Genomic DNA, 18,379 nt, shown 5'->3' on the forward strand with positions numbered 1-18,379 from the left:
TATTTTCCCTCGATTGGAAGGAAGCACTATGGGCCAGGTTCTACACGGGAGCGCCACTACGACAGAGGCGATCCGTCGAGCGATACAACATAGTCAAGAGAGCCTGAGAGCGCTGTCCAAGCGCTACGGGATCAATCAGAAGACGGTGGCGAAGTGGAAGAAGCGTAGCTCGGTTGCCGATTTGCCAACCGGGCCGACGCAGCCGTGTTCCACCGTGTTGTCCGTTACGGATGAGGCGGCGATCGTCGCTTTCCGCAAGCACACGTTGCTGCCGCTGGACGACTGTCTCTACGCACTACAGCCGAGCATGCCGCGTCTGACGCGCTCATCGCTGCACCGCTGCCTGCAACGCCATGGCATCTCGCGGCTTCCTGAAATCAAAAGCGACAAAGCCGCCAAGAAGCGTTTCAAAAGTTATCCGATTGGCTACTTCCACATCGACATTGCAGAGGTGCAGACGGCCGAGGGCAAGCTCTATCTGTTCGTGGCCATCGACAGGACGTCCAAGTTTGCGTTCACCGAACTCCACGCCTCGGCCAACAAGCTGGTTGCAGCGCAGTTCCTGCGCAATGTGATCCAGGCAGTGCCCTACACCCTGCATACGGTTCTGACGGATAACGGCATCCAGTTCACCAACCGCAGTTCCGACCAATATGCCTTCCCCCATATTTTCAGTCGAGTCTGCGAGGAGCACGGCATCGAACACCGCTTGACCAAGATCAAGCATCCCTGGACCAACGGGCAGGTCGAGCGGATGAATCGGACCATCAAGCAAGCCACTGTCAAACGCTTTCACTACGACGATCACGCACAACTGCAACAGCATCTGACCAACTTCATCGACGCCTACAACTACGGTCGCAGGCTCAAAGCATTGAAGGGTCTGACGCCGTACGAATTCATCTGCAAGCAGTGGACATCCGAACCCGAGCGGTTCAAGGTGGACCCGATCCATCTAATGCCGGGACTGAACACCTAGCCGCGTTCGATGATCGCCGCGGCCACCGGCTCGGCTGCCACCTGCTCACAGGCCCGGCAGGCGTACTGCGGGTATGTGACGGTCGCGATGTATTGACCGCTTTCGTCGGCCGGGTCGCCAGCGGCAAGCTCGTCATGATTTGCGTGATGCGGTCCAGGCGGATCCATCGCCATTGACGCCCGTCGGTGTCGTTTGGCATGCGTCCTTCCGCGCGCGGCAGCGCGTAGATCCACAAGGGGGCCGGCGCGGGGTTGAATGTGATGCCGAAGCGGTTCTGCGTCATAGCGTGTGCATCCGGTGTTGGTGGTTAGCGGTCATGCGCCGGCACCCACGGTGCGGGCGGCCTTGCGGGTGCGCGGCAAGCCGGGCAATTTCAGCTGCGCCCGATCGCTGGGCAGGATCTTCGCGGCGACGGTGGCCACCGTCGCCGCGCCGGCCGGCTTCCTGGCCGACTTGGGCTTGGCGGGTTTGCCCTCGCGCTGGAGCTTGGCCAACGCCTTCAACGCGGCAGGGCGGCCGCGTCGGTAGACCTTGGGCGCGCGCACGTAGTTGGCCGGCAACACCTCGAACACGGTCACGCCCAGCGCCAGTAGCTGGGTGGCGGCGGTGTCGAGCGAGGCAAACACGCGTGGCTCGCCACGCTGGCCGGTCAGTTGCTTTTCGGTTTGGCCAACCCGCACCATCACGGTGTAGCCGCCGACCTGACCGACCAGCTGCACGGTGCGCAGCACGCCGGCACTGGCGAGGGCGGCCAAGGTGGTGATGGAAATGGGCGATGTCATGATCGACCTATCAAACAGTGATGTTTGATGGTCGATCATTCAAGGCCGCGCTGCAAGCACTATCGCAGCGAGGCGCCTGGCGCACATAACGGCCAATTCCACGCAGTGGCACGATGGCTGCCTGGCCCAGCAGGGCGGGCGGGCAGTCGCATGACGGGGGTTTATGCATCCTTGCATCGCCCGGGCGCATCCGTTAGGCTAGCCTCACCACTCCTCCCCTGTCGCCCCATTCAGTTGGGTAACGGCTTGGGACGAAAAACCGCCGCAAGGCGGTTTTTCATGTCTGCAGGAAGCTCCGTGTGACCATCGCCAAAGCGACTGCCGTCTACACTGTTTCCTGTGACTTAATCGCGCGGAGCGTGCAACAGTAGATGCACGCGGTTCATTCAACGCTGCTGGTCCAGCAACTGAGTGCGCACGGCAGCCATGCAGGGCGTCTTGCTGGAGAGGTGCATAAGCAGGGAGTCGTCAGGTGTCACGGCGATGAGCTTTACCTGGTCGCTGCCATTACGCCTGAAATCGGCCAGTGTCTGCTGTGCAACGCTGAAGGGCACTACATTGTCTTGCTGCACTCCGCATAGCAGTGTGGGCGTGCGCGGGGTCCAATTGACCAGATCGTTGCGCATGAGATCTTTGATGAACGCGTTTTTGGCGTTGCTGACGACGTCGCGCGCGAACTCCGGCTGAAACACGTCCTTGACGTCGGTCAGTTGTTCGAGCCCAAGCGTGATCGCATCGAACTTCCCGGGGAACAGACGCTCGACCTTGTTCGCCAATGGCTGCTGAAACACCTGCATGGGTGTCGTGTAGAGATTGGAGTAGGTGTGCTGCATGCCGATCAAGGTAAAGGTGTTGAGTACGAGCGTGAGCGTGTTGAGTCCCTCGGCCTTGGGGCCGCCCCAGTTTTTCAGCACGGTCTTGGAGAGGGAATAGGGCCCGGAGATAGGACCACTTGCGACCAGGTTGAATTCGCTGGACAGGTGCAGCTCGATCTCGCGTTGTGCAGCCATCACGGCGTGGGCACCACTGGAAAAACCGGAGAGCATGACCTTGCCCGAAAGCGGCGCATGCTGCTGTGCAAGCAGGACACGCGCGGCGCGTAGCGCATCCACGATGGCGCTGGCTTCAGGTGCGGCTTGAAGATGGGGTGCAAAGGGATAGCTGGACTTGCCAATGCCTAAGTAGTCGGTCGCCACCACAGCATACCCTTGTGCCGCAAACTGGCTGATCACCTCATGGTTGCCGCGCGATGCGCGGAATCCTTCTGCCTGCGAACTGTTCCTTTTCAGCTGTGCGCCCTGTCCCCATCCCAGCAGGGGATACGACGTCGCACAGTTGATGCCGGAGGGAATAAGCACGGCGGCGGAAGCGGTTGTGGGTTCGTCATGCACGCCGATGGTCGCGTAGACGATTTCCGCGACGCTGACGTCGCAGCGTGGTGGTGGAGCGTCGCCCTGTTTACCCAATTGTTTGGCGATCTGAGCACTGGTAAAGGTGGTCAGTACGCGACTGCTGATGACATCGCCGCGTTGAGTTGCCGCAGATGCCATATGGGGCAGCGCTACAAGTGTCATTAGCGCCAGCCGGCTCAGAGCGTGATTAAAAGTAATAATTTTCATTAAGTAATTTTCCCTTCATTAAAGTAGCGCCGCTCTGGGCACCTTGTTAGAGTTGCGGCTTTAAATGATGGTGAGATGTGTGATCGCCGTTGAGGGATGCAGCAATGCCGGGTTCCACTGTCCTACAAATGCCCCATAGTAATGAAGCGCCCGGGATTCCCGGAGCGGTTCACTATAGTCGATGCCACCTGCTCTTCAACCAAGGTAAATGCGCATGTTGCGATTGAACGGGTTACGCGTGTTGTTACGGACGCTGGCGGCAATCGGCGCTTTGCTGACAACGGCATCGGCGTCTGTCATTCTCAGAAGACGACTGCACGGAATGTCAGGAGTCGGCTGCACTAGTGGATTGCAGCGCGGCGTATAGAGCCGTCTTGCTCACCTTGAGCCGTGTAGCGGCCTCTCGGGCATTAAGCCCGTTGGCGATGTGCTCCCGCGCTCGCTGCAACTTGTCGGCGGTGACAACCGGCTTTCGCCCGCCCTTCCGCCCGCGTGCGGCGGCAGCGGTCAGCCCGGCCTTGGTGCGCTCGCGGATCAAGTCGCGCTCGAACTGGCCCAGTGCGCCGAAGACGTGGAAGATGAGCCGTCCGCCCGGCGTGGTGGTGTCGATGCTTTCGGTCAGCGACCGGAAGCACCATGCATGCCCCAACCGACTTGGGGGCCTGCAGACCGCCGCGCATCAATTCACGGAGTTCGAGTTGGATCATCCATTCGCCATTGATGACAGAATTTCACATAACGGCAATGTGCTTGCCTGCTCGCAATTACCATTCGGGTGTCAGTCCATAAACACTTCAACGACACATACTCGACATGCCAATCGGTCAAACAAACTTTCCAGGAATCTATATTTCCACTCAGACAAGCGCCCGGGAAGAGCCATACAAGACTCAGGTTGAGTCAGCGCTTGAGAAGATTGCGGCAGGCAGCTCGGGCAGCGCCCTTCTTCAAGGCCTGAGCGCTATTAGCGCTCGCAAGAATAGAAAAGTGACCATAGCGGAGATAGGCGCTGAAGCGCAGCCCAACACCAGAGTTGTCCTCAGCGCGAGCGAGGTCGAAAAATATGATCCAGAGACTTTCGCCGATAACCTAGCGCTCGCCAAGGAACGAGCAAGAAAAGGAAAGGGATGCAACGCCATCATAGAATGGAGCCCGCATAGTAATATCGAACTGAACTCAAACGGCTCCCCTCTTCGTCTTGGCTCCAATCCTGAGGAGTCGTTTGTAGTTCTTGCACACGAGCTTATCCATGCTCAGCATCTATTGGCAGGCACGTCGAAAGCCTACAAGGGTGGAGATCGCTACGACGAAACATCCGAAGCCGGTAAAGAGGAACTCAGGGCCGTCGGCGTCGGAAAATACGAATATCGAAAGACCAGGCAACCGAGCGAAAACTCGATCAGGCAGGAGCATGGGCTACCGATCCGCAAAAATATAAGCCTCACGGCAGGTGAGGCTGCATATCGGTCAATTCCCATGCCCTTGAGCGCAGTGAGCGGCCCACACACGCTTGACGGTGGTGATGCTCGCGCCTGCCAGGCGCGCAGTGTTGGCGATGGTCTCCCACGACCGCGCAAAGCGACGATCCGAGCATGTATGGCCTGATCGGCCGGGCGGCCACGGTATTTGTCTCTGGCCTTCGCCAGCTCAATGCCCTGACGCTGACGCTCGCGACGGTCCTCGTAGTCGTCGCGTGCGATCTGCAGAGCGATGCGTAACAACATGTCCTGCATAGATTCGAGCACGACCTTTGCCACGCCTTTCGCCTCTGCCGCCACTTCGGAAAAGTCGACGACGCCGGGAACGGCGAGGCGTGCACCCTTGTCGCGGATAGAAGCCACTAGGCGCTCGGCTTCGACCAGTGGCAAGCGGCTGATCCGATCAATCTTCTCTGCAATGACCACTTCCCCGATTGCAGATCCTCGATCATGCGCAGCAACTCAGGGCGATCGGCGCGCGCACCAGAAGCCTTCTCACGATAGACGCCGGCGACGTAGAAGCCGGCGGCCTTGGCCTCTTGGACAATCGCGGCTTGTCGCGTGAGATCCTGGCCATCAGTGCTGACGCGCTGGTAGATCCGAGCAACCTTGAAGGGTGCTGCAGGAGCACGTGCCATCAAATGCTACTCGCCAGAGCGGCTGGGGTAGGAATCACGTCGGACATGGAGGCCTCCTGCGTGGCCTTTTTGGGTATACCTAAACGTACCATCAATTTTAGGGGTGGTCCAATATGTTTTTGTGGACTTAAACGGACCACCTAAAATGGGCCAGCCTAAATGGACCATTCAATGTTTGAGCGGGCAAAAAAGCCCCGCCGAAGCGGAGGGTCGGCACCTGGCTAGAGGAGCTGCCCGTGATAGATCGCATATGCCGCCCACAGGCACAGACCAGCGAACGCGAAGTTCCCCGCTGCCATCATCAGGCGAGGCCACATGCCCGAGCTGCGCAGCCGGCGAAGGAAGTTCATGGGGTCCCTCCTGAGTTGTGGCCGCGCGCCTGGTCACTGGCAGCGAGGCTGTATTGAATCGCAAGCGCGCGCCATGCGTCGCGCTCGTCGTCCGACTCAGCTGCATCGGCGTACTGTTCCGCAAGCTCAGCTTTGTCGGCGTCGGGAATATCGGATAGGAAGAGATCAGCAATGCTGTTCATTGATCACCCTGCGCGCCGATCGCTTCGGCTTTGTCGAGCTGCCACATCGAGGCGGAATAGTCTGGAAATGCGGTGCGTCGCAATTCGGCCACTGCTGCACGGTGCAGCTCGTGCGGATCGTCGGACGCACTGACCACATCCACATAGCCATCGTATTGCGCAAACATACCGCTGCGAGTGCGCATGTGGCAGCGGTAGCGTTGGAATGATTGCTCTTGCATGTCGTCGTCGTGCATGTCGTGGCTCCTCGGCTTATTGCTGTGAATAGACGGGGCCGCAGCCCCGTCCAGTGCCAGTCTTAGTTTTCGATGTCGTACTCGGCAGCCTCACGGGTGCGATACAGGTAAAAATCGTCCCTCTCCCGGCCGTTCTTATAGGTCTTCCGGATGATCCACCAATCCGGCTCAGTGCCGGCAGGGGTGTCACGGACGGCAGGCTCATCGTCCAGGTCCAAAAACTCTGTCACACCGACGGCGCGAAGCGCGGCCAGCTCCCAACCCTCTGCGTCATCCGCCTCGTCCATAAACTGACGCTCATCAGGCTCGGCATCTAGCCAACTCGCGGGCTGCTTTTCATGCTCTTGGTTTGGGTGATGCATGGCATTGCTCCGGATGTGGTGTGCGGTGTCTTGGCACACCGACATAATACCGATTTGCATGCTTGCATGCATGCATGCAAGCTGTCATGCATGCAATTGCACATCCTATTCTTGGAACACTCGCGGCAATGCCGGGGGTTGTTGCACCTGGTCGATCGCTGCGCCTGGTCCCCGGCAACGCTCCACACCTGGTCGCTTCCGAAGCCGGCCACCGTCCCAACGGCTGGACACATCACCAGCTCCACACCTCACTCCCTGCTGACCCGCTGTTGAGGATCTGTCGTGCGTCGTGCGTCCTCAGTGGCATGTGGCTGCATGACGCGGCGGCTTCTGCAAGCGGAGCGCGCCGGGGCGAGGATTAGGGCCGACTGGCGATGACGCGGCACGCGGCATCGGTGCGCAGCACCCCAAGCCGGTGACCGCTTGCGGTCACGCCCCCGCCTGTAGCTGCTGACGGTGCCCTTTACGCCGTTTTGGTCGTTGGAAATACAGCACGCCATATCGCGTAACCGAAAAACCCGAAACTCATCGGCAGGGTCAATGGAGTCAGTGCGAACGGCACACCCAGCAGGAAGATCGCCACGTTTCGTAGAACGCCCTTGTTTCCTTGCCCTGTTACTTTGGACATGACGATGATCGGGATCATGGCCGCTCCCAAACACACCAGGGTAGCGCCAGATACCGCGTTGGGCTCACCTCGCCATCTGCAACCAGGAACGGAGCTGTCTGCGCCAGAGCGTCCGAGAACGGCGTAGCACTGCTCCTAGCGACAAACGCAAATTTGATGAGTGTCGGGATGTCTTTCATGGTGCAAATTCCGCCAGTGCAGAGCGATGGGCGATAGGGTTTGCCGGATAAGTCAGCGCCGCGGCGAGACTCCACCCAGCGTTCGTGCCGAACCAGCAATAGGCACCGTAGTGGGCTGAGAAGTAGACCGGGTGACCTTCAACCACTGCAACTGGCACGCAGTCACTTGCACTGTCACAGGATTCTTTACGCAACGCTATGCTTGCGGATCGGTGTAGCACTTCCTCTCGCGTTGCATTTTTCGGCATTTGGAGGCCGTCAGAAGGCGCGTGCGGACGCGCAGTGCGGTAGCGCTGCCATTCGGGCAGCGGAAGGGCTTGTGCATGCGTCAGAACAGCATCGAAGAAGGAATCGAAAGCGTCTACACAGTTCTGATATTCACTTACTGAGTCGTCGTCGTTCATGATCTAGCCTCTACGATTTTTGCCAGAATTCAAATCGCAATAGCGCGCCGTCAGCTAATGCAGTCTCAAGGCGCAACGGCCCATAGTAGGAACCGAACGCGACGCGATCAGTTGGTTGCGGGGGTGCTGACCCTGGCAAGTACAGTGGAGAGTCGCGTGCGATGAAGTGCACGAACCCTTCCTCTACGTCCACATCAACAATTTCGGGAGGCGAGCCGTATGGGTCTTGAAACCAATAATAGCCACTGCTCATGGGCTGGATCGGCATGCGGCCTGGTGCCTCGGCGTGGGTGATCATTGGACGGACCTATGCTGCGGCAGCTGGCGCTCCACAGCTTCCAGCTGTGGCAGCAGCGCTGTGGCGACGCTCGCCGCGTCGCGCCAAAACGTGCCGCTGCCGCACGCACTGACGCCGCTCGCATTGATGGCTCCGGTGATGTCGAGAATCGGCATTGGGCCGATGACATGCCGATGCACCGCGCCATCGGCGGTGTCCACTGCGTAGATCCGCCACGGTCGCGCGTCCACCGCCGTGGACGTGACAAACAGCTGCTCCCACGTCTCATCGTTGGCGAGCGTGTCGTACATCTTGCTTTCCCCGCCGGGATGTCGGGTGACTTCTAGATACCACTGCCGTGTGTGGCATTGCGGGCAAGCACCGAGCATCGCCATCGAGATGCAGGGCGCGCCGTCGGCCTGGCGGGGTGCACGCGGGATGGCATCGCCATCGTCGGCAAGATGGGTATCGGGCGCGGTCATTGCTATGTCGTTTGGGTATGCCGTCGCCAGCAGCATGTTGCAGCTGACACACCGGACGGTGGTGCTGACGGCCAGAACCGGTGGAAGCATGGGGGCATTGGCGATAGGCGTGTTGGTCATCGTGCAATCTCCAAGTCAGACAGCAGGGGGTGCTGGGCTGGCGGTTGCGCCAGCTCGCCAGCGTGGCGCGTGCGATCACGCGACCGATCAATGGGCCAAGCACTGCAAACAGCACCGCAAACAACACGCGGGCAACTGACCACTCGCCAGTGGTCACCATCGGATAGATCAGGGGAGCGGCGCTAGCCAGCAGCCACCGGCTGCGATCATGCCCTGACCAGCGTTAACGCGGGATGGCGCAGGAGCTTCATTTAGCACCTGCCCCGGTAGCGTCGGATGCGGCAAATAACGGCCATCTGAAACTCCTGCGTGTGCTTAGGTGTGCAATGTGTGTACACAGCCACTTTACCGATTTGCATGCTTGCATGCAAGCATGCAACAAGGCATCTATCACGCTTTGGCTTTCGGCTTCCTCGCGGCTTTGGTGGTCGTCTTCTTGGCGGGGGATGCCTTAGGCTTCTTGGGCGCGTGGAGGTCAAGGAATGCGCCCAGCGCGGCACGTGCGCCTCGCTGCTCGTCGGTCAAGGTCACGCCCTTCTCGGCGGCCAGCTTCACGGCGTAGGCCAGCTGCTTCTCACTGGGCGGCAAATTGCCGTAGGTAGCGCTGTGGGCATCTAGGAACGCCTGCACGGCCACGTGGGAGCTGACGGCGTTGGCCGGCAGCGGGACGCCCAACTCCATTGCGATGAGCTGGGCATAGCGCAGCTGGCCTTCGCTGGGCACGCGGTTAGCGGCAGCCTTGGTCGCATCGCCCCGCACCGCTTCGATGATGCGGGTGACGTTGGCGGCGACCTTGGAAACGAACTCATCGCGCGCTTCGATCGGCACCAAACCACGGCGCAGCTCGTCCAGCTTTTCCTCCCACAACGCAGTAGTGGCGGCGTCGGTGATCGGCGCCGGCAGCATGGCAATCAGCTCACGCGCCAGTGGCGTGCTGACGATGAATTTGCCTTGCGGCTCCAGGTAGCCGCGCTCCAGCAAGTTCTCAATGATGTCTCCGCGCGTGGCCTCGGTGCCGATGCCTGCGTTTTCCTTCAGGCGTTTACGCACTTCGGGGTTGGTGGCGAACTTGCCGACATCGAGCATGTCAGCGATCAAGTCGCCTTGTGTATAGCGCTTGGGCGGTCGCGTCTTCTTCGGCCGTAGTGCGGCCGCAGCGACAGTGCAGCGCGTGCCGTCCTGGATGTCAGGTAGCGCAGGGGTGGCAGTGTCGTCCTCGTCCTCGCTGTCCGGGTCCGTGCCAAATACGGATTTCCAACCTTGGCTGGTGGGAACGCGGCCAGTGACAGTAAACGGCACACCGCCGGCATCCAGCGTCATGCGTGTTTCGTTGAACGTGTAGTCCGGCAGCAGCGCAGCAAGGTAGTGCTGCGCGATCAGCAGAAAGGCGGTTTGCTCGTCATCGCTGAGCGTGCGGCTGGCGAGCGGCACACCCGTGGGCACGATGGCATGGTGTTCTGCTTTGTCTTTTTCCATCTTGGCGCTGTTGAAGACAGTGGGCCGGATGGTGGGTTTGTTGACGGTCAGTGCTGCCACGTGCCGCGCCAGTCCTGGCACCTGGGCGAGCGTCTCCAGCACACGGGGATTTCTGCTTCCTGCTCATTGGGTAACACCATGCACGGCGTGCGTGGGTAGCTGGTCAGCTCCTTGTCGTACAGGCTTTGCGCTATGTTGAGCGTCTTTTGGCGCTCCATCCAAATCGCCGCGAGGCCAGCTGCTGGAAGCGCGACAGCGTCATCAGGGCGGGGGCTTCTGCGACTTGCTTTCGTGGGCGACAGCGAGCGGTCCGCTGGCTCCGGTGGCGGCTGCAATGATGGCTTCGGCGTCGGCGCGGGCGAAGATCCGGCCCTCATCCACGGGCGCATGCGTCAACACCACACTTGCGCCAAGCGCTGTTTGTGCGGTGATTTCGATGTCGTAGTAGGTCGCCTCGCGGAACGCCTGGATGGCCGCATCACGGCGCACGACCAAGGCGAGGGTGGGGGACATCACGCGTCCCACATGGCGCGGCCCTTTCCCGCCAGCGGCACGGGATCGCAGGGTGTAGGCGCGGCTTAGATTCATGCCCATGAGCCAGTCGGCGCGCGAGCGTGCCTGGCTTGCCCAATACAGCGGCTCGCTGCTTTCCCTGGCCGCAGATTGGCGATCGCCTTGGTGAGGCTTGCCGCATCGAGCGCGGAGTACCACAGCCGGCGCACCGCTCCGCGATAGCCGGCGTGGTCCAGTAGCTCACGGGCGATTGCTTCGCCCTCGGCTCCGCAGTCGGTGGCGATGACGATTTCGGTCGCCTTGGGGATGTTGGCCAGCAGCACGGCCAGCTCACGCTCCTTGTCAGCAGTCGGTTGGTATTTCCATGTGCTGGGGATCATGGGCAGGACGTCGAAATTCCAGGCTTCCCATGCTTTGTCGTAGCCCGGTGGGGCGACTTGTTCCAGGAGGTGGCCACGTGCCCACGTGACACGGCCATCGTCGGTATCGATGTAACCCTGACCAGGTTTTGGGTTGCCCAGTAGCGGGGCGATGTTCTTGGCCTGGTCGCGCTTCTCGCAGATCCACAGGCGCATGGTCAGCCCTCCGAGTCGTTGGCAGCGCTGTTTGGATCTGCCGGCGGATCGGTGGGCAGCAGCAGCCAGAACGTCGCCAGCGAGACAAAGCCGATGGCGACGGCGGCGGCCGGCATGGACAGCCAGAAAAACAGGATGGCGGCGAGCATGCCAACGATCACAATGCTGGCGCGGGCTGGGCGTGACCACTGCGACATGGCGTAGAGCATTTCGCCAATTCGGTATCCCAGGCTTTTTCGGATGCGTTCATGAACTAACTCCGGCGGTTGTCCGATGCGACCACGCGAGGGCGGCCGCATCGGTTCAGGGCGTCACGGTGCGGTCATGCGGCCGGCTTGGCTTGCTCGGCGAGGTACTTTGCGAAATCGCGGTTGCCATCGAGCGCATGCTCGATCAAGGCAACGGCGGCATCGTTCCAGTCGGGTTTTGCGCCCACGGTGTGGGCGTAGAAGTCGCAGAAGGCCTCCACGCGCTTGATGAGTGCAGGATCGAACTGCAAGCGCTTGGTGACGCGTTCGGTCTTGACTGGGATCTTCGGCAGTGCCGATGGTTTGCGGGCCATGTGGTTGTTCCTAGAGCGGGTAGCGGTTGGCTACGGCGGTGGTGATAACGACGCTGATCGTGACGCCCAGCTTCTTGGCGTACTTGCTGACAGCGTTGTGCAGGGGCACGGACAGGTGGAAGCGGAGGCGTTCGCGGTCTAGCTTGCGATAGATGCCGCCGGCCACAAGGGTTGTGGGTTGAAGCAGGAATTCTTCCATGAGTTGTTGCATAAACATTCGCCGGCTGAGTCCGGCGCGCTGTGCATCGCGGTCAATCGCTTTCATCTGCTTAGGGGCCACGTTCGCGACAACTTGTCGCCGAGCGGCTTTGCAGGCATAGCTTTTGGCTCCGTTGGGTTGATAAAGCCCTCGGAGTTTATCGATATTGCACACGTTAGATCGCGATCACGGGCCATAGGGCGACAGCGCCAAGTCTTTGTTGACCATCACCGCAACCCTTTGGCCTGGCCTGATTTCCAGCGTCGGCTGGATGTTGATGCTGCGTTGAAGCAGCTGTGCGCCGGCTTGGTTGATCTGCTGCGCTGCGCCCTGGGACGCGGCTTGACCGGCGTCACGCTGGAAGGAGGAAAAGCTATCCCCTTCGGCGGTGGCCACCGCCGCCGCAACCGTGCTGGACAGCAGCACGCTCGATAGCACCTTGCCCCAATGATTGTTCACCTTGTCCGATACGCCCGCGTAGCCCGACAGGTCCACGCCGGGCATCCCTTCCAGGTCCAGGCTAGACCCGTTCGGGAAGCGCAGGCGCTGCCAGACCAGCAAAACGCGGTTCTGTCCGAAGGTCACCCGCGAGTCATATGCACCAATCAGCACCGAGCCTTGCGGAATGATGACGTGGCGCCCGGTTGGGGTGTCATAGACCGGCTGTGACACCTGTGCGGTGATCAGGCCGGGTAGATCGCTGTTGATCCCGGTCAGAAACAGGGCAGGGATGAGCGTGCCGGCACTCACGACGGTGGGCGTGGCCGGCGAGGTGAGACGCGATTGCAGCGTGCCGGTATCCCGTTTCTCGTCCATGAACTGGCGTTTGTCATCTTGACGGTTTGCATCGTCGCGGGCGGTCTTGTCCGGTCCACCAGCTGCGGCGGCAGCCGCTGCGGCTTGGGCCAGTAGCTGTTGCTGCTCCAGCGCCTCGGGCGAGCTGGGCGGCAGCCCGCCAAATTGAGGCTGCCCACCGAACTGACCCGGATTGCCGGCTGCACCAGGGCCACCGCTTTGCTGGAAGCTGGTTTTCGCGTAGCGGGCATTGGCGGCCTGCTGCATGCGCTGTAGATCCTGTTGGGCGGCGAACTGCTGGGCCGCTGTTTGCGGCTGTGCACCGCCGCCGTAAGCCCGCGTGCTGGCCTGCTGTTGGGCCTCGTACTGCATTTGACCCACTTCCCCGGCATCGGTGGCCCCAGCTTCGGCGCGCGGTCTGCGCGCTGCTGGGCGGCCGTGGCGTAGTCGCCGGGCAACGCGTTGAACGCCTCGGGCTTGGTGGACATGTTTGCGGTTGGCTGCTGCTCCTTAGGCTTGTTCTGGTTTGGTTTCTGCATGAAGGCCTGCACGAAAGCGAATGCGATCAACACACCCGCAATGCCGGCGATGATGCCGACCTTCTTTTGTCCAGGGTCTTGATCTTCGGCTTTGGCGTTGCCAGCGGGATGGGTGCGTCCTGGGGCGGCTGATAGCCTTCGCTGGCCGATTCGCCAGTGACCGGATCGCGTTCGTCGTCAGCCGGGGTTCCGTTCGTGGTCTGCATGCGGCACCTCTGTGATTAGCGACGGCGGATCGTGATTGTTTGCTTGGCACCTACGCGGAGCTCGGCGCGATCAAACACCCGATCCACGATGTAGGTCGGTCCGGTGGTGCCGTTCGCCACACCCTTAACGCGGTAGTTGACCAGCAGCGGCTCACCCTTCTCGATCAGGAACAGCGCCGGGGCGTCGGTCGCATTGAGCGTGGCCGGCATGCGGATATAGGTCTGCGCACCGTCGTCAAAGACCTGCATGGGCTTCCAGGAATAGCGGCCGCCCTTGATGTCATAGTTGAAGTGAAGCGCATCCGGGGCCACGGCCACCGGCTCGACCGCTTCGCGCTTGGCCGCGACGGCTTGCTGCGCTTTCCAGGTGTCCATCGGGTACTGCCACGACACACTCGGCATGCTCCAATCGGCCACGCTGCGCGCAGTGACCAGGTAGGTGCGGCGATTGGTGGCAATGAACAGGTCGTTGGTCAGACCTGGCTCCACGGCTTTAAGTACCAGGTGCACTTGCTCGCCGGCATCGGTGCCGCTGGTGACCTGGCTAATCAGCCACCGCACCGTGTCCGAGCCATTGACTTCGCCGGTCAGCTGCTCTCCGGGCTGGAAGTCGATGACGGTTTGACGGCCTGCACCGACATAGATCGTGTATAGCGCACCAGGGCGATAGGTGAAGATCGTCTGCCCGCCAATGTTGGCGGTGCTGCTGCTGGACGGGGCTTGTCGCGCCTGGCCGACGTATTCGGCGACCTGGGCGCGCTGTTTGCTGTCGAAGTCGGACCGCGCTTTGGCAACACGCGGGGAGACGCGCTCCGGCGTCACGGGCGGCGGCACGTATGCCGGCGCGGGTGCAGGGCGCTGTTCGCCAACGGCGTTGCATTGGCGGTGGCGGTGCTGTTGTCGTTGAGCGCGCTGGTGATCGCGGGCACTTGTGGCGTGGTCTGCGCATTGGCAATGCCGGCGGACAACAGCAGCAGGGGCAGAAGAGAGGTCTTCATGGTTTGCATAGTGTTTGCACTCTTAGGCGAAAATTTTAGGGGTGCTACCGATGTCGCGCTGCCAATTGAAGTCCGTGATGAACAAGCCAAGCGGGTTCACCAGCTCGATCTTGGGATCTGGTGTGCTTTGCTTGACGGTGAACGTGGATGTCCACGTAGCCCGCTCTTTCACCTGGCCCTGATCGGTGAAACTGGTTTCGACCCACCGCACCTGGTAGCTGTCGGCCGACACGGGCACCACGGAGGTGACTTGCGTGGTGACGGTTTCTTGGCCGACCTTGCTCATGGTCGAACCAGGCACGCGGGCTTCGGCATTGAGCTTGTTTGCTGAGGCCGGGGTCATGAAGCTGTAGGCCTCGCTCCATGCCGACTTCACCACCACCGGATCAAGCGGCACGGTGCGCACCAGCTCCACCCAATGTTTGAGGAAGTAGCGAATCTCGGCCTGGCCGGGCGTGTAGTTGGGACTCGCATAGCCCACGACCTGGGGGCGCCATCGGTGTTGATGCGCGCGATAAGCGGCTTGGGCGGTGGCCGGTTGCTGAGGGCAATGAGGCCGCCAGCCAGCAGCACCGACAACGCGTAGCCGCCCACCGCTGCCCAGCGCCATGCGCGTTTGTCGCTTTCCGCTTTCTCAAGTTTGTCTGTCCAGCCCTTGCGCGCTGAATCGTGGTGTGGGGACATCGGCGCCGAGCTGGGACGCTGGCCGACGGGCGTTTGCAGTAGGTCTTTGGTGCTGCTCATGCGTTGTTAGCTCTCGTCGTTTGTTGGGGCAATCGTCGGGTTCCCACTACCGCCACTGCTGGTGGTTGTGGCTCCTTTCACAGCCGTGGTTGTTGCTCTGGCGACCGTTGCTGCGTCGCTGAATCGCTGCCTGCCCGCTTCCAGCCGTTCCGGCGATGGCGTGGGCGGCGCAAGCGGTGACGATGCGGTCGGGGAAAGACCGCCGCCCATCGTCACGCCCTGCGACCAGGCATCTTTCACGGCAGCGCCGGCATTGGTGACTGGCGAAGCGGCCATTCGGCCCGCTTGGGTCACACCGGCTGCGGCGTAGCTGGCACCAGCTGACACACCGCGATCGATGTTGGCGGCGGCAGCTGACCCGAACTTCATAGCGGCCTGGCCTAGCCGGGTGCTTGCGGCACGTTGAAGTCCAGCCGCTGCGGCTTGGCCGGCCGGCGTGGTGCTTGCGGCCATCAGACCAGCAATTACGCCACCACGCACACCCAGATTACTCAGTGCGGCCGCACCAGCTCCTGTGCTGTTGGCGGCGGCGGCACTGCCAGCGCCGTGGATCTGCCCAGCGGCTGTGATGGTCTTGGCTGCACTGGCTGCGCCCATGCGGCCCAGCGCGGCGGCACCAACGCCGGCACCGATCGCAGCTGCGCCGGCACCGATTGCCACGCCGGCCGCACTGCCGGCGGTCAATGACGGCGAGCCTGAGAGCAACCCGCCCGCCACTGCCGGGGCATGCACCGCGATGATTGCCATAACGAACGCAGAGCCGGCCAACAGCCATGTATCCATTGGCGCTGGTCCTGGGCTTAGGGTGAACGTGTTAAGCACCCCCCGTAGACGGCAATGATGAAGCTCAGGACCATCAGTTTGACGCCCTGTGCAATCACTGCACCGATGGCTTTTTCCGCAAGAAACGCGGTGTGGTTGCTCACTCCCCACGGCACCAGGATTAGGCCTAATACCGCCACCAGCGCGAACTCAATTTGTGTGAGCAAACAGGTGATCGCCAAGATGAAGAACGCGACCAGCACACACAGCTCCGCAATCGTGTATTGGATCACCACCGCCAATACGGCAATTTTCTGATACCACGGCCCTTTTTGGATGTGCGCCATTTCGTCCTCGATTGGCTTGATGACAGCCATTGCCTGCTCGAGGATGCGGCTAGGATCTTTGACCAATGGCGCGCCTGAGCCACCGCCAGCGAGGGAGCCGATTTGTGCGAGGCCGCTAGCGACGCCTTCCGTCAATGTCGGCCACGACGCCACCAAGAAGGCAAAGAAGCCGATCCGCAATAGCTTGCGAAGGAATGGCGCGGTGAAGTCCTCACCGCGCAATGCCCAGAAAAGCGACGCCAACGCAACCTCTATGGCGGCTAAGGTACCCAGGATTGCCGACGCGCGCGGCGTAATAATGCCGAAACCGTTTGAAAACACAGCTACGAAATTGTTGAGTAGCGCGGTCAGGAATCCGGTGGTGGTCGGGTCCATTACTGCCTCCTTTTAAGGCTAGAAGCTCGTCTTTGCAGCAGGCACAGTGGACTCCTGCTCACTTGAGGAAATCGACCTTGGCGGGAGGCACAGTGGACTTCTCGTAGGCACGACTGCGCGGCATCCCGACGCAATTTCCATACGCGCTGCAAGTCCCCAACTTGCTCCTTGCATCGCCGCCCGCACCCTTGCCGTATGCGGCATCGATCTGGTCTGAACATGCCTGATCAAAAGTCTCGAGTCTCTTGCACTTGTCCGGCAAACCTAATTTCTCGACGATCGGAATTGGTTGATCGCCGGGAATCGTGGCTGTAGCGAAGACACTGCCAGGAACTTGAGCGGTACGATCGCCGCCGCCGCCGGCGAGGGCCGCAGTAGCAAGCACGAGGGAGGCACGAACGCGACCGTTCACCACCACTCCCCAATTGGCTTGGCCGGCTTCACAGTCGATGGCGCGAAAGCGTCGGAACGCTTTTGTTTGCCGGCGGGCTGGCCTGGTGCAGGAGGGCATGCACGTTGAGCCGCGTCCCCATAAGCATTCGCCAGGACCAGCCGAGTCTTTAAATTGCTGCCTGCGCTCTTCCCGTAGGTGCGGTCGATCAACGCCCTGCATTCCTCATCAAACAGTAAATCGCATCCGCATTTGGCAGGTACGGTCTTGGGGAGTACTTCTGGAGCTTCACAGGTCAAAGTCTGTTCACAGGACTTTCCCGCAGGTTGCGCTGTGCAGCCTGCGAGGCTGACAGCAGCAAGCACGAGGGCGGCTAGGACGCGGGCGCTCACCACCACTCTCCAATTGGCTTTGCAGCTGGTTGGGTAGATTTCTGGAAGGCTTTTCGTTGCGATGGGCGTTATCGATGTTCCGCTGCGTTACGCGATCGCCCGCCATCTGCCGAGCCTGTTCCTCAAGGACGGCCTGGTTCATGGCAGCGGTCTGTGCGTTGAGCTTCATCATTTCCTGGCCGACCAGCATGTTGATCTGGTTACCGGCCTGCGTGGCAGCGAGGGCACCTGTCGCTGACTGCGAGGCCTGGCCCATCGTCTCGAACTGCTGGTTGGTGCTGTCCAGGGTGTCCAGGACGGCAGCGCCGCTGTACAGGGCGTCCTCCACGTTCTCGCGGCCCTGCGATTGCCACTGATCGACCATCGCGGAAAGCTGCTGAAAGGTCGCGTCATTGGTCACTTGGGGATAGCGCTGGGCGAACATGTCGCGCGTGTTCTGCAACTTCGCCATGCTCCCGCGCAGCTGATTGATGCTCTGCTTGTAGGAGTTGTAAACCTGCTGGTACTCGCCAAACACGTTGCGCGGCAGCGAGGCGAGATTGCGCCCTCGTTGGCAACCTGTTGGATCTGCAAGTTCCATTGATCTATCTGGGTCTTGTATTGCTGCACCTGCTTGGCGTAAGCCGAGATCTCCTGACTCTGCTGCAACAGCTGGGTCACTAGGTTGCTGCAATTGGCACACACAATCGCTTGCGCCGGGGGGCATAGACGGCGGAGCCGCCGGCAACAGCGATGCCGATGGCGACGGTGAGGGCTGCGGTGACGCGACGAATTTTCATAGCGTTCTCC

Annotated in this window: 23 protein-coding genes and 5 pseudogenes; 2 read left to right on the top strand and 26 right to left on the bottom strand. The window is 61.0% G+C overall.

Annotated features, from left to right (window positions below; genetic code table 11):
- Positions 1–28 precede the first annotated feature (28 nt).
- Positions 29–979 carry an IS481 family transposase gene (locus tag NDY25_RS22360; RefSeq protein WP_251756672.1) on the top strand — a complete coding sequence of 317 codons (951 nt, stop codon included), beginning with the start codon at positions 29–31 and terminating at the stop codon, positions 977–979.
- On the opposite strand, the gene NDY25_RS22365 is transcribed toward NDY25_RS22360, so the two are convergent.
- From NDY25_RS22365 to NDY25_RS22380, 4 genes and pseudogenes are all read right to left on the bottom strand, one after another.
- Positions 976–1,152 (bottom strand): hypothetical protein, encoded by a 177-nt coding sequence (locus tag NDY25_RS22365; protein ID WP_228441898.1) that lies wholly within the window; start codon positions 1,150–1,152, stop codon positions 976–978. The genes NDY25_RS22360 and NDY25_RS22365 overlap by 4 nt on opposite strands.
- Before the next feature lie 141 nt (positions 1,153–1,293).
- A complete protein-coding gene (locus NDY25_RS22370) occupies positions 1,294–1,761 on the bottom strand; it encodes a hypothetical protein (RefSeq protein WP_251774311.1) in 468 nt (155 codons plus the stop codon).
- 386 nt (positions 1,762–2,147) lie between these two features.
- Positions 2,148–3,311: an alpha/beta hydrolase family protein gene (locus NDY25_RS22375; RefSeq protein ID WP_251755318.1), complete on the bottom strand. Its 1,164-nt coding sequence runs from the start codon at positions 3,309–3,311 to the stop codon at positions 2,148–2,150.
- A gap of 394 nt (positions 3,312–3,705) precedes the next feature.
- A pseudogene (locus tag NDY25_RS22380) lies at positions 3,706–4,011 on the bottom strand (recombinase family protein); the annotation flags it as partial.
- Between the two features lie 182 nt (positions 4,012–4,193).
- On the opposite strand from NDY25_RS22380, the pseudogene xopG reads away from it, so the two are divergent.
- Positions 4,194–4,834: pseudogene (gene xopG / locus NDY25_RS22385) on the top strand (XopG/HopH/AvrPtoH family type III secretion system effector).
- A gap of 13 nt (positions 4,835–4,847) precedes the next feature.
- On the opposite strand, the pseudogene NDY25_RS22390 reads toward xopG, so the two are convergent.
- The 22 genes and pseudogenes from NDY25_RS22390 to NDY25_RS22495 form a co-directional block, all read right to left on the bottom strand.
- Positions 4,848–5,496: pseudogene (locus NDY25_RS22390) on the bottom strand (recombinase family protein).
- A gap of 346 nt (positions 5,497–5,842) precedes the next feature.
- On the bottom strand, positions 5,843–6,028 hold the full coding sequence (locus NDY25_RS22395) for a hypothetical protein (protein WP_162474116.1): 186 nt from the start codon (positions 6,026–6,028) through the stop codon (positions 5,843–5,845).
- Positions 6,025–6,264 carry a hypothetical protein gene (locus tag NDY25_RS22400; RefSeq protein ID WP_162474115.1) on the bottom strand — a complete coding sequence of 80 codons (240 nt, stop codon included), beginning with the start codon at positions 6,262–6,264 and terminating at the stop codon, positions 6,025–6,027. Before NDY25_RS22400 ends, NDY25_RS22395 begins: the two co-directional genes overlap by 4 nt.
- A gap of 62 nt (positions 6,265–6,326) precedes the next feature.
- Entirely contained in the window at positions 6,327–6,686 is a 360-nt protein-coding gene (locus tag NDY25_RS22405; RefSeq protein ID WP_251755029.1) for a hypothetical protein, read from the bottom strand.
- Positions 6,687–7,089: 403 nt separating this feature from the next.
- The gene (locus NDY25_RS22410) at positions 7,090–7,272 is read right to left on the bottom strand and encodes a hypothetical protein (RefSeq protein WP_256628049.1); all 183 of its coding nucleotides are present in this window, start codon (positions 7,270–7,272) and stop codon (positions 7,090–7,092) included.
- A gap of 157 nt (positions 7,273–7,429) precedes the next feature.
- A complete protein-coding gene (locus tag NDY25_RS22415) occupies positions 7,430–7,837 on the bottom strand; it encodes a hypothetical protein (RefSeq protein WP_146092730.1) in 408 nt (135 codons plus the stop codon).
- Between the two features lie 10 nt (positions 7,838–7,847).
- Positions 7,848–8,135: a hypothetical protein gene (locus NDY25_RS22420; RefSeq protein WP_104622251.1), complete on the bottom strand. Its 288-nt coding sequence runs from the start codon at positions 8,133–8,135 to the stop codon at positions 7,848–7,850.
- Complete coding sequence (locus NDY25_RS22425) at positions 8,132–8,716, bottom strand: hypothetical protein (RefSeq protein ID WP_223289688.1); 585 nt, start codon at positions 8,714–8,716, stop codon at positions 8,132–8,134. The genes NDY25_RS22420 and NDY25_RS22425 overlap by 4 nt, the downstream gene beginning before the upstream one ends.
- 390 nt (positions 8,717–9,106) lie before the next feature.
- Positions 9,107–10,252 (bottom strand): DNA topoisomerase, encoded by a 1,146-nt coding sequence (locus tag NDY25_RS22430; RefSeq protein ID WP_256628050.1) that lies wholly within the window; start codon positions 10,250–10,252, stop codon positions 9,107–9,109.
- Between the two features lie 201 nt (positions 10,253–10,453).
- The gene (locus NDY25_RS22435) at positions 10,454–10,786 is read right to left on the bottom strand and encodes a DNA topoisomerase (protein ID WP_343243435.1); all 333 of its coding nucleotides are present in this window, start codon (positions 10,784–10,786) and stop codon (positions 10,454–10,456) included.
- Positions 10,777–11,280, bottom strand: coding sequence for a toprim domain-containing protein (locus NDY25_RS22440; RefSeq protein ID WP_256628052.1), 504 nt, complete (start codon positions 11,278–11,280; stop codon positions 10,777–10,779). The genes NDY25_RS22435 and NDY25_RS22440 overlap by 10 nt, the downstream gene beginning before the upstream one ends.
- A 2-nt stretch (positions 11,281–11,282) precedes the next feature.
- Complete coding sequence (locus NDY25_RS22445) at positions 11,283–11,489, bottom strand: hypothetical protein (RefSeq protein WP_256628053.1); 207 nt, start codon at positions 11,487–11,489, stop codon at positions 11,283–11,285.
- 113 nt (positions 11,490–11,602) lie between these two features.
- On the bottom strand, positions 11,603–11,842 hold the full coding sequence (locus NDY25_RS22450) for a hypothetical protein (protein ID WP_019238154.1): 240 nt from the start codon (positions 11,840–11,842) through the stop codon (positions 11,603–11,605).
- Between the two features lie 10 nt (positions 11,843–11,852).
- A complete protein-coding gene (locus tag NDY25_RS22455; protein WP_256628054.1) occupies positions 11,853–12,215 on the bottom strand; it encodes a hypothetical protein in 363 nt (120 codons plus the stop codon).
- A gap of 12 nt (positions 12,216–12,227) precedes the next feature.
- Positions 12,228–13,208, bottom strand: coding sequence for a TraB/TrbI/VirB10 family type IV secretion system protein (locus NDY25_RS22460; RefSeq protein WP_256628055.1), 981 nt, complete (start codon positions 13,206–13,208; stop codon positions 12,228–12,230).
- A 193-nt stretch (positions 13,209–13,401) separates the two neighbouring features.
- Complete coding sequence (locus NDY25_RS22465; protein ID WP_256628056.1) at positions 13,402–13,581, bottom strand: hypothetical protein; 180 nt, start codon at positions 13,579–13,581, stop codon at positions 13,402–13,404.
- Between the two features lie 15 nt (positions 13,582–13,596).
- Positions 13,597–14,588, bottom strand: a pseudogene (gene trbG, locus NDY25_RS22470) (P-type conjugative transfer protein TrbG).
- A 13-nt stretch (positions 14,589–14,601) separates the two neighbouring features.
- Complete coding sequence (locus tag NDY25_RS22475; RefSeq protein ID WP_425526367.1) at positions 14,602–15,189, bottom strand: VirB8/TrbF family protein; 588 nt, start codon at positions 15,187–15,189, stop codon at positions 14,602–14,604.
- Between the two features lie 140 nt (positions 15,190–15,329).
- Positions 15,330–16,106 carry a hypothetical protein gene (locus tag NDY25_RS22480; protein ID WP_256628057.1) on the bottom strand — a complete coding sequence of 259 codons (777 nt, stop codon included), beginning with the start codon at positions 16,104–16,106 and terminating at the stop codon, positions 15,330–15,332.
- A gap of 17 nt (positions 16,107–16,123) precedes the next feature.
- Entirely contained in the window at positions 16,124–16,807 is a 684-nt protein-coding gene (locus tag NDY25_RS22485; RefSeq protein ID WP_256628058.1) for a type IV secretion system protein, read from the bottom strand.
- A 58-nt stretch (positions 16,808–16,865) separates the two neighbouring features.
- Positions 16,866–17,219: a hypothetical protein gene (locus tag NDY25_RS22490; protein WP_251757086.1), complete on the bottom strand. Its 354-nt coding sequence runs from the start codon at positions 17,217–17,219 to the stop codon at positions 16,866–16,868.
- Positions 17,220–17,586: 367 nt separating this feature from the next.
- Positions 17,587–18,369: pseudogene (locus NDY25_RS22495) on the bottom strand (conjugal transfer protein).
- Between the last annotated feature and the right edge of the window lie 10 nt (positions 18,370–18,379).

It is taken from the genome of Xanthomonas hortorum pv. pelargonii (assembly GCF_024499015.1).
Lineage (GTDB): Bacteria > Pseudomonadota > Gammaproteobacteria > Xanthomonadales > Xanthomonadaceae > Xanthomonas > Xanthomonas hortorum_B.

Excerpts from the sequence above, each read along its gene's own strand:
- NDY25_RS22360 (WP_251756672.1), top strand. The coding sequence starts at position 29 with ATGGGCCAGGTTCTACACGGGAGCGCCACTACGACAGAGGCGATCCGT.
- NDY25_RS22365 (WP_228441898.1), bottom strand. The coding sequence starts at position 1,152 with ATGGCGATGGATCCGCCTGGACCGCATCACGCAAATCATGACGAGCTT.
- NDY25_RS22370 (WP_251774311.1), bottom strand. The coding sequence starts at position 1,761 with ATGACATCGCCCATTTCCATCACCACCTTGGCCGCCCTCGCCAGTGCC.
- NDY25_RS22375 (WP_251755318.1), bottom strand. The coding sequence starts at position 3,311 with ATGGCATCTGCGGCAACTCAACGCGGCGATGTCATCAGCAGTCGCGTA.
- NDY25_RS22395 (WP_162474116.1), bottom strand. The coding sequence starts at position 6,028 with ATGAACAGCATTGCTGATCTCTTCCTATCCGATATTCCCGACGCCGAC.
- NDY25_RS22400 (WP_162474115.1), bottom strand. The coding sequence starts at position 6,264 with ATGCACGACGACGACATGCAAGAGCAATCATTCCAACGCTACCGCTGC.
- NDY25_RS22405 (WP_251755029.1), bottom strand. The coding sequence starts at position 6,686 with ATGCAAATCGGTATTATGTCGGTGTGCCAAGACACCGCACACCACATC.
- NDY25_RS22410 (WP_256628049.1), bottom strand. The coding sequence starts at position 7,272 with ATGATCCCGATCATCGTCATGTCCAAAGTAACAGGGCAAGGAAACAAG.
- NDY25_RS22415 (WP_146092730.1), bottom strand. The coding sequence starts at position 7,837 with ATGAACGACGACGACTCAGTAAGTGAATATCAGAACTGTGTAGACGCT.
- NDY25_RS22420 (WP_104622251.1), bottom strand. The coding sequence starts at position 8,135 with ATGATCACCCACGCCGAGGCACCAGGCCGCATGCCGATCCAGCCCATG.
- NDY25_RS22425 (WP_223289688.1), bottom strand. The coding sequence starts at position 8,716 with ATGACCAACACGCCTATCGCCAATGCCCCCATGCTTCCACCGGTTCTG.
- NDY25_RS22435 (WP_343243435.1), bottom strand. The coding sequence starts at position 10,786 with ATGGGCATGAATCTAAGCCGCGCCTACACCCTGCGATCCCGTGCCGCT.
- NDY25_RS22440 (WP_256628052.1), bottom strand. The coding sequence starts at position 11,280 with ATGCGCCTGTGGATCTGCGAGAAGCGCGACCAGGCCAAGAACATCGCC.
- NDY25_RS22445 (WP_256628053.1), bottom strand. The coding sequence starts at position 11,489 with ATGCTCTACGCCATGTCGCAGTGGTCACGCCCAGCCCGCGCCAGCATT.
- NDY25_RS22450 (WP_019238154.1), bottom strand. The coding sequence starts at position 11,842 with ATGGCCCGCAAACCATCGGCACTGCCGAAGATCCCAGTCAAGACCGAA.
- NDY25_RS22460 (WP_256628055.1), bottom strand. The coding sequence starts at position 13,208 with ATGCAGTACGAGGCCCAACAGCAGGCCAGCACGCGGGCTTACGGCGGC.
- NDY25_RS22465 (WP_256628056.1), bottom strand. The coding sequence starts at position 13,581 with ATGCAGACCACGAACGGAACCCCGGCTGACGACGAACGCGATCCGGTC.
- NDY25_RS22475 (WP_425526367.1), bottom strand. The coding sequence starts at position 15,189 with ATGGCGCTGGGCAGCGGTGGGCGGCTACGCGTTGTCGGTGCTGCTGGC.
- NDY25_RS22480 (WP_256628057.1), bottom strand. The coding sequence starts at position 16,106 with ATGGATACATGGCTGTTGGCCGGCTCTGCGTTCGTTATGGCAATCATC.
- NDY25_RS22485 (WP_256628058.1), bottom strand. The coding sequence starts at position 16,807 with ATGGACCCGACCACCACCGGATTCCTGACCGCGCTACTCAACAATTTC.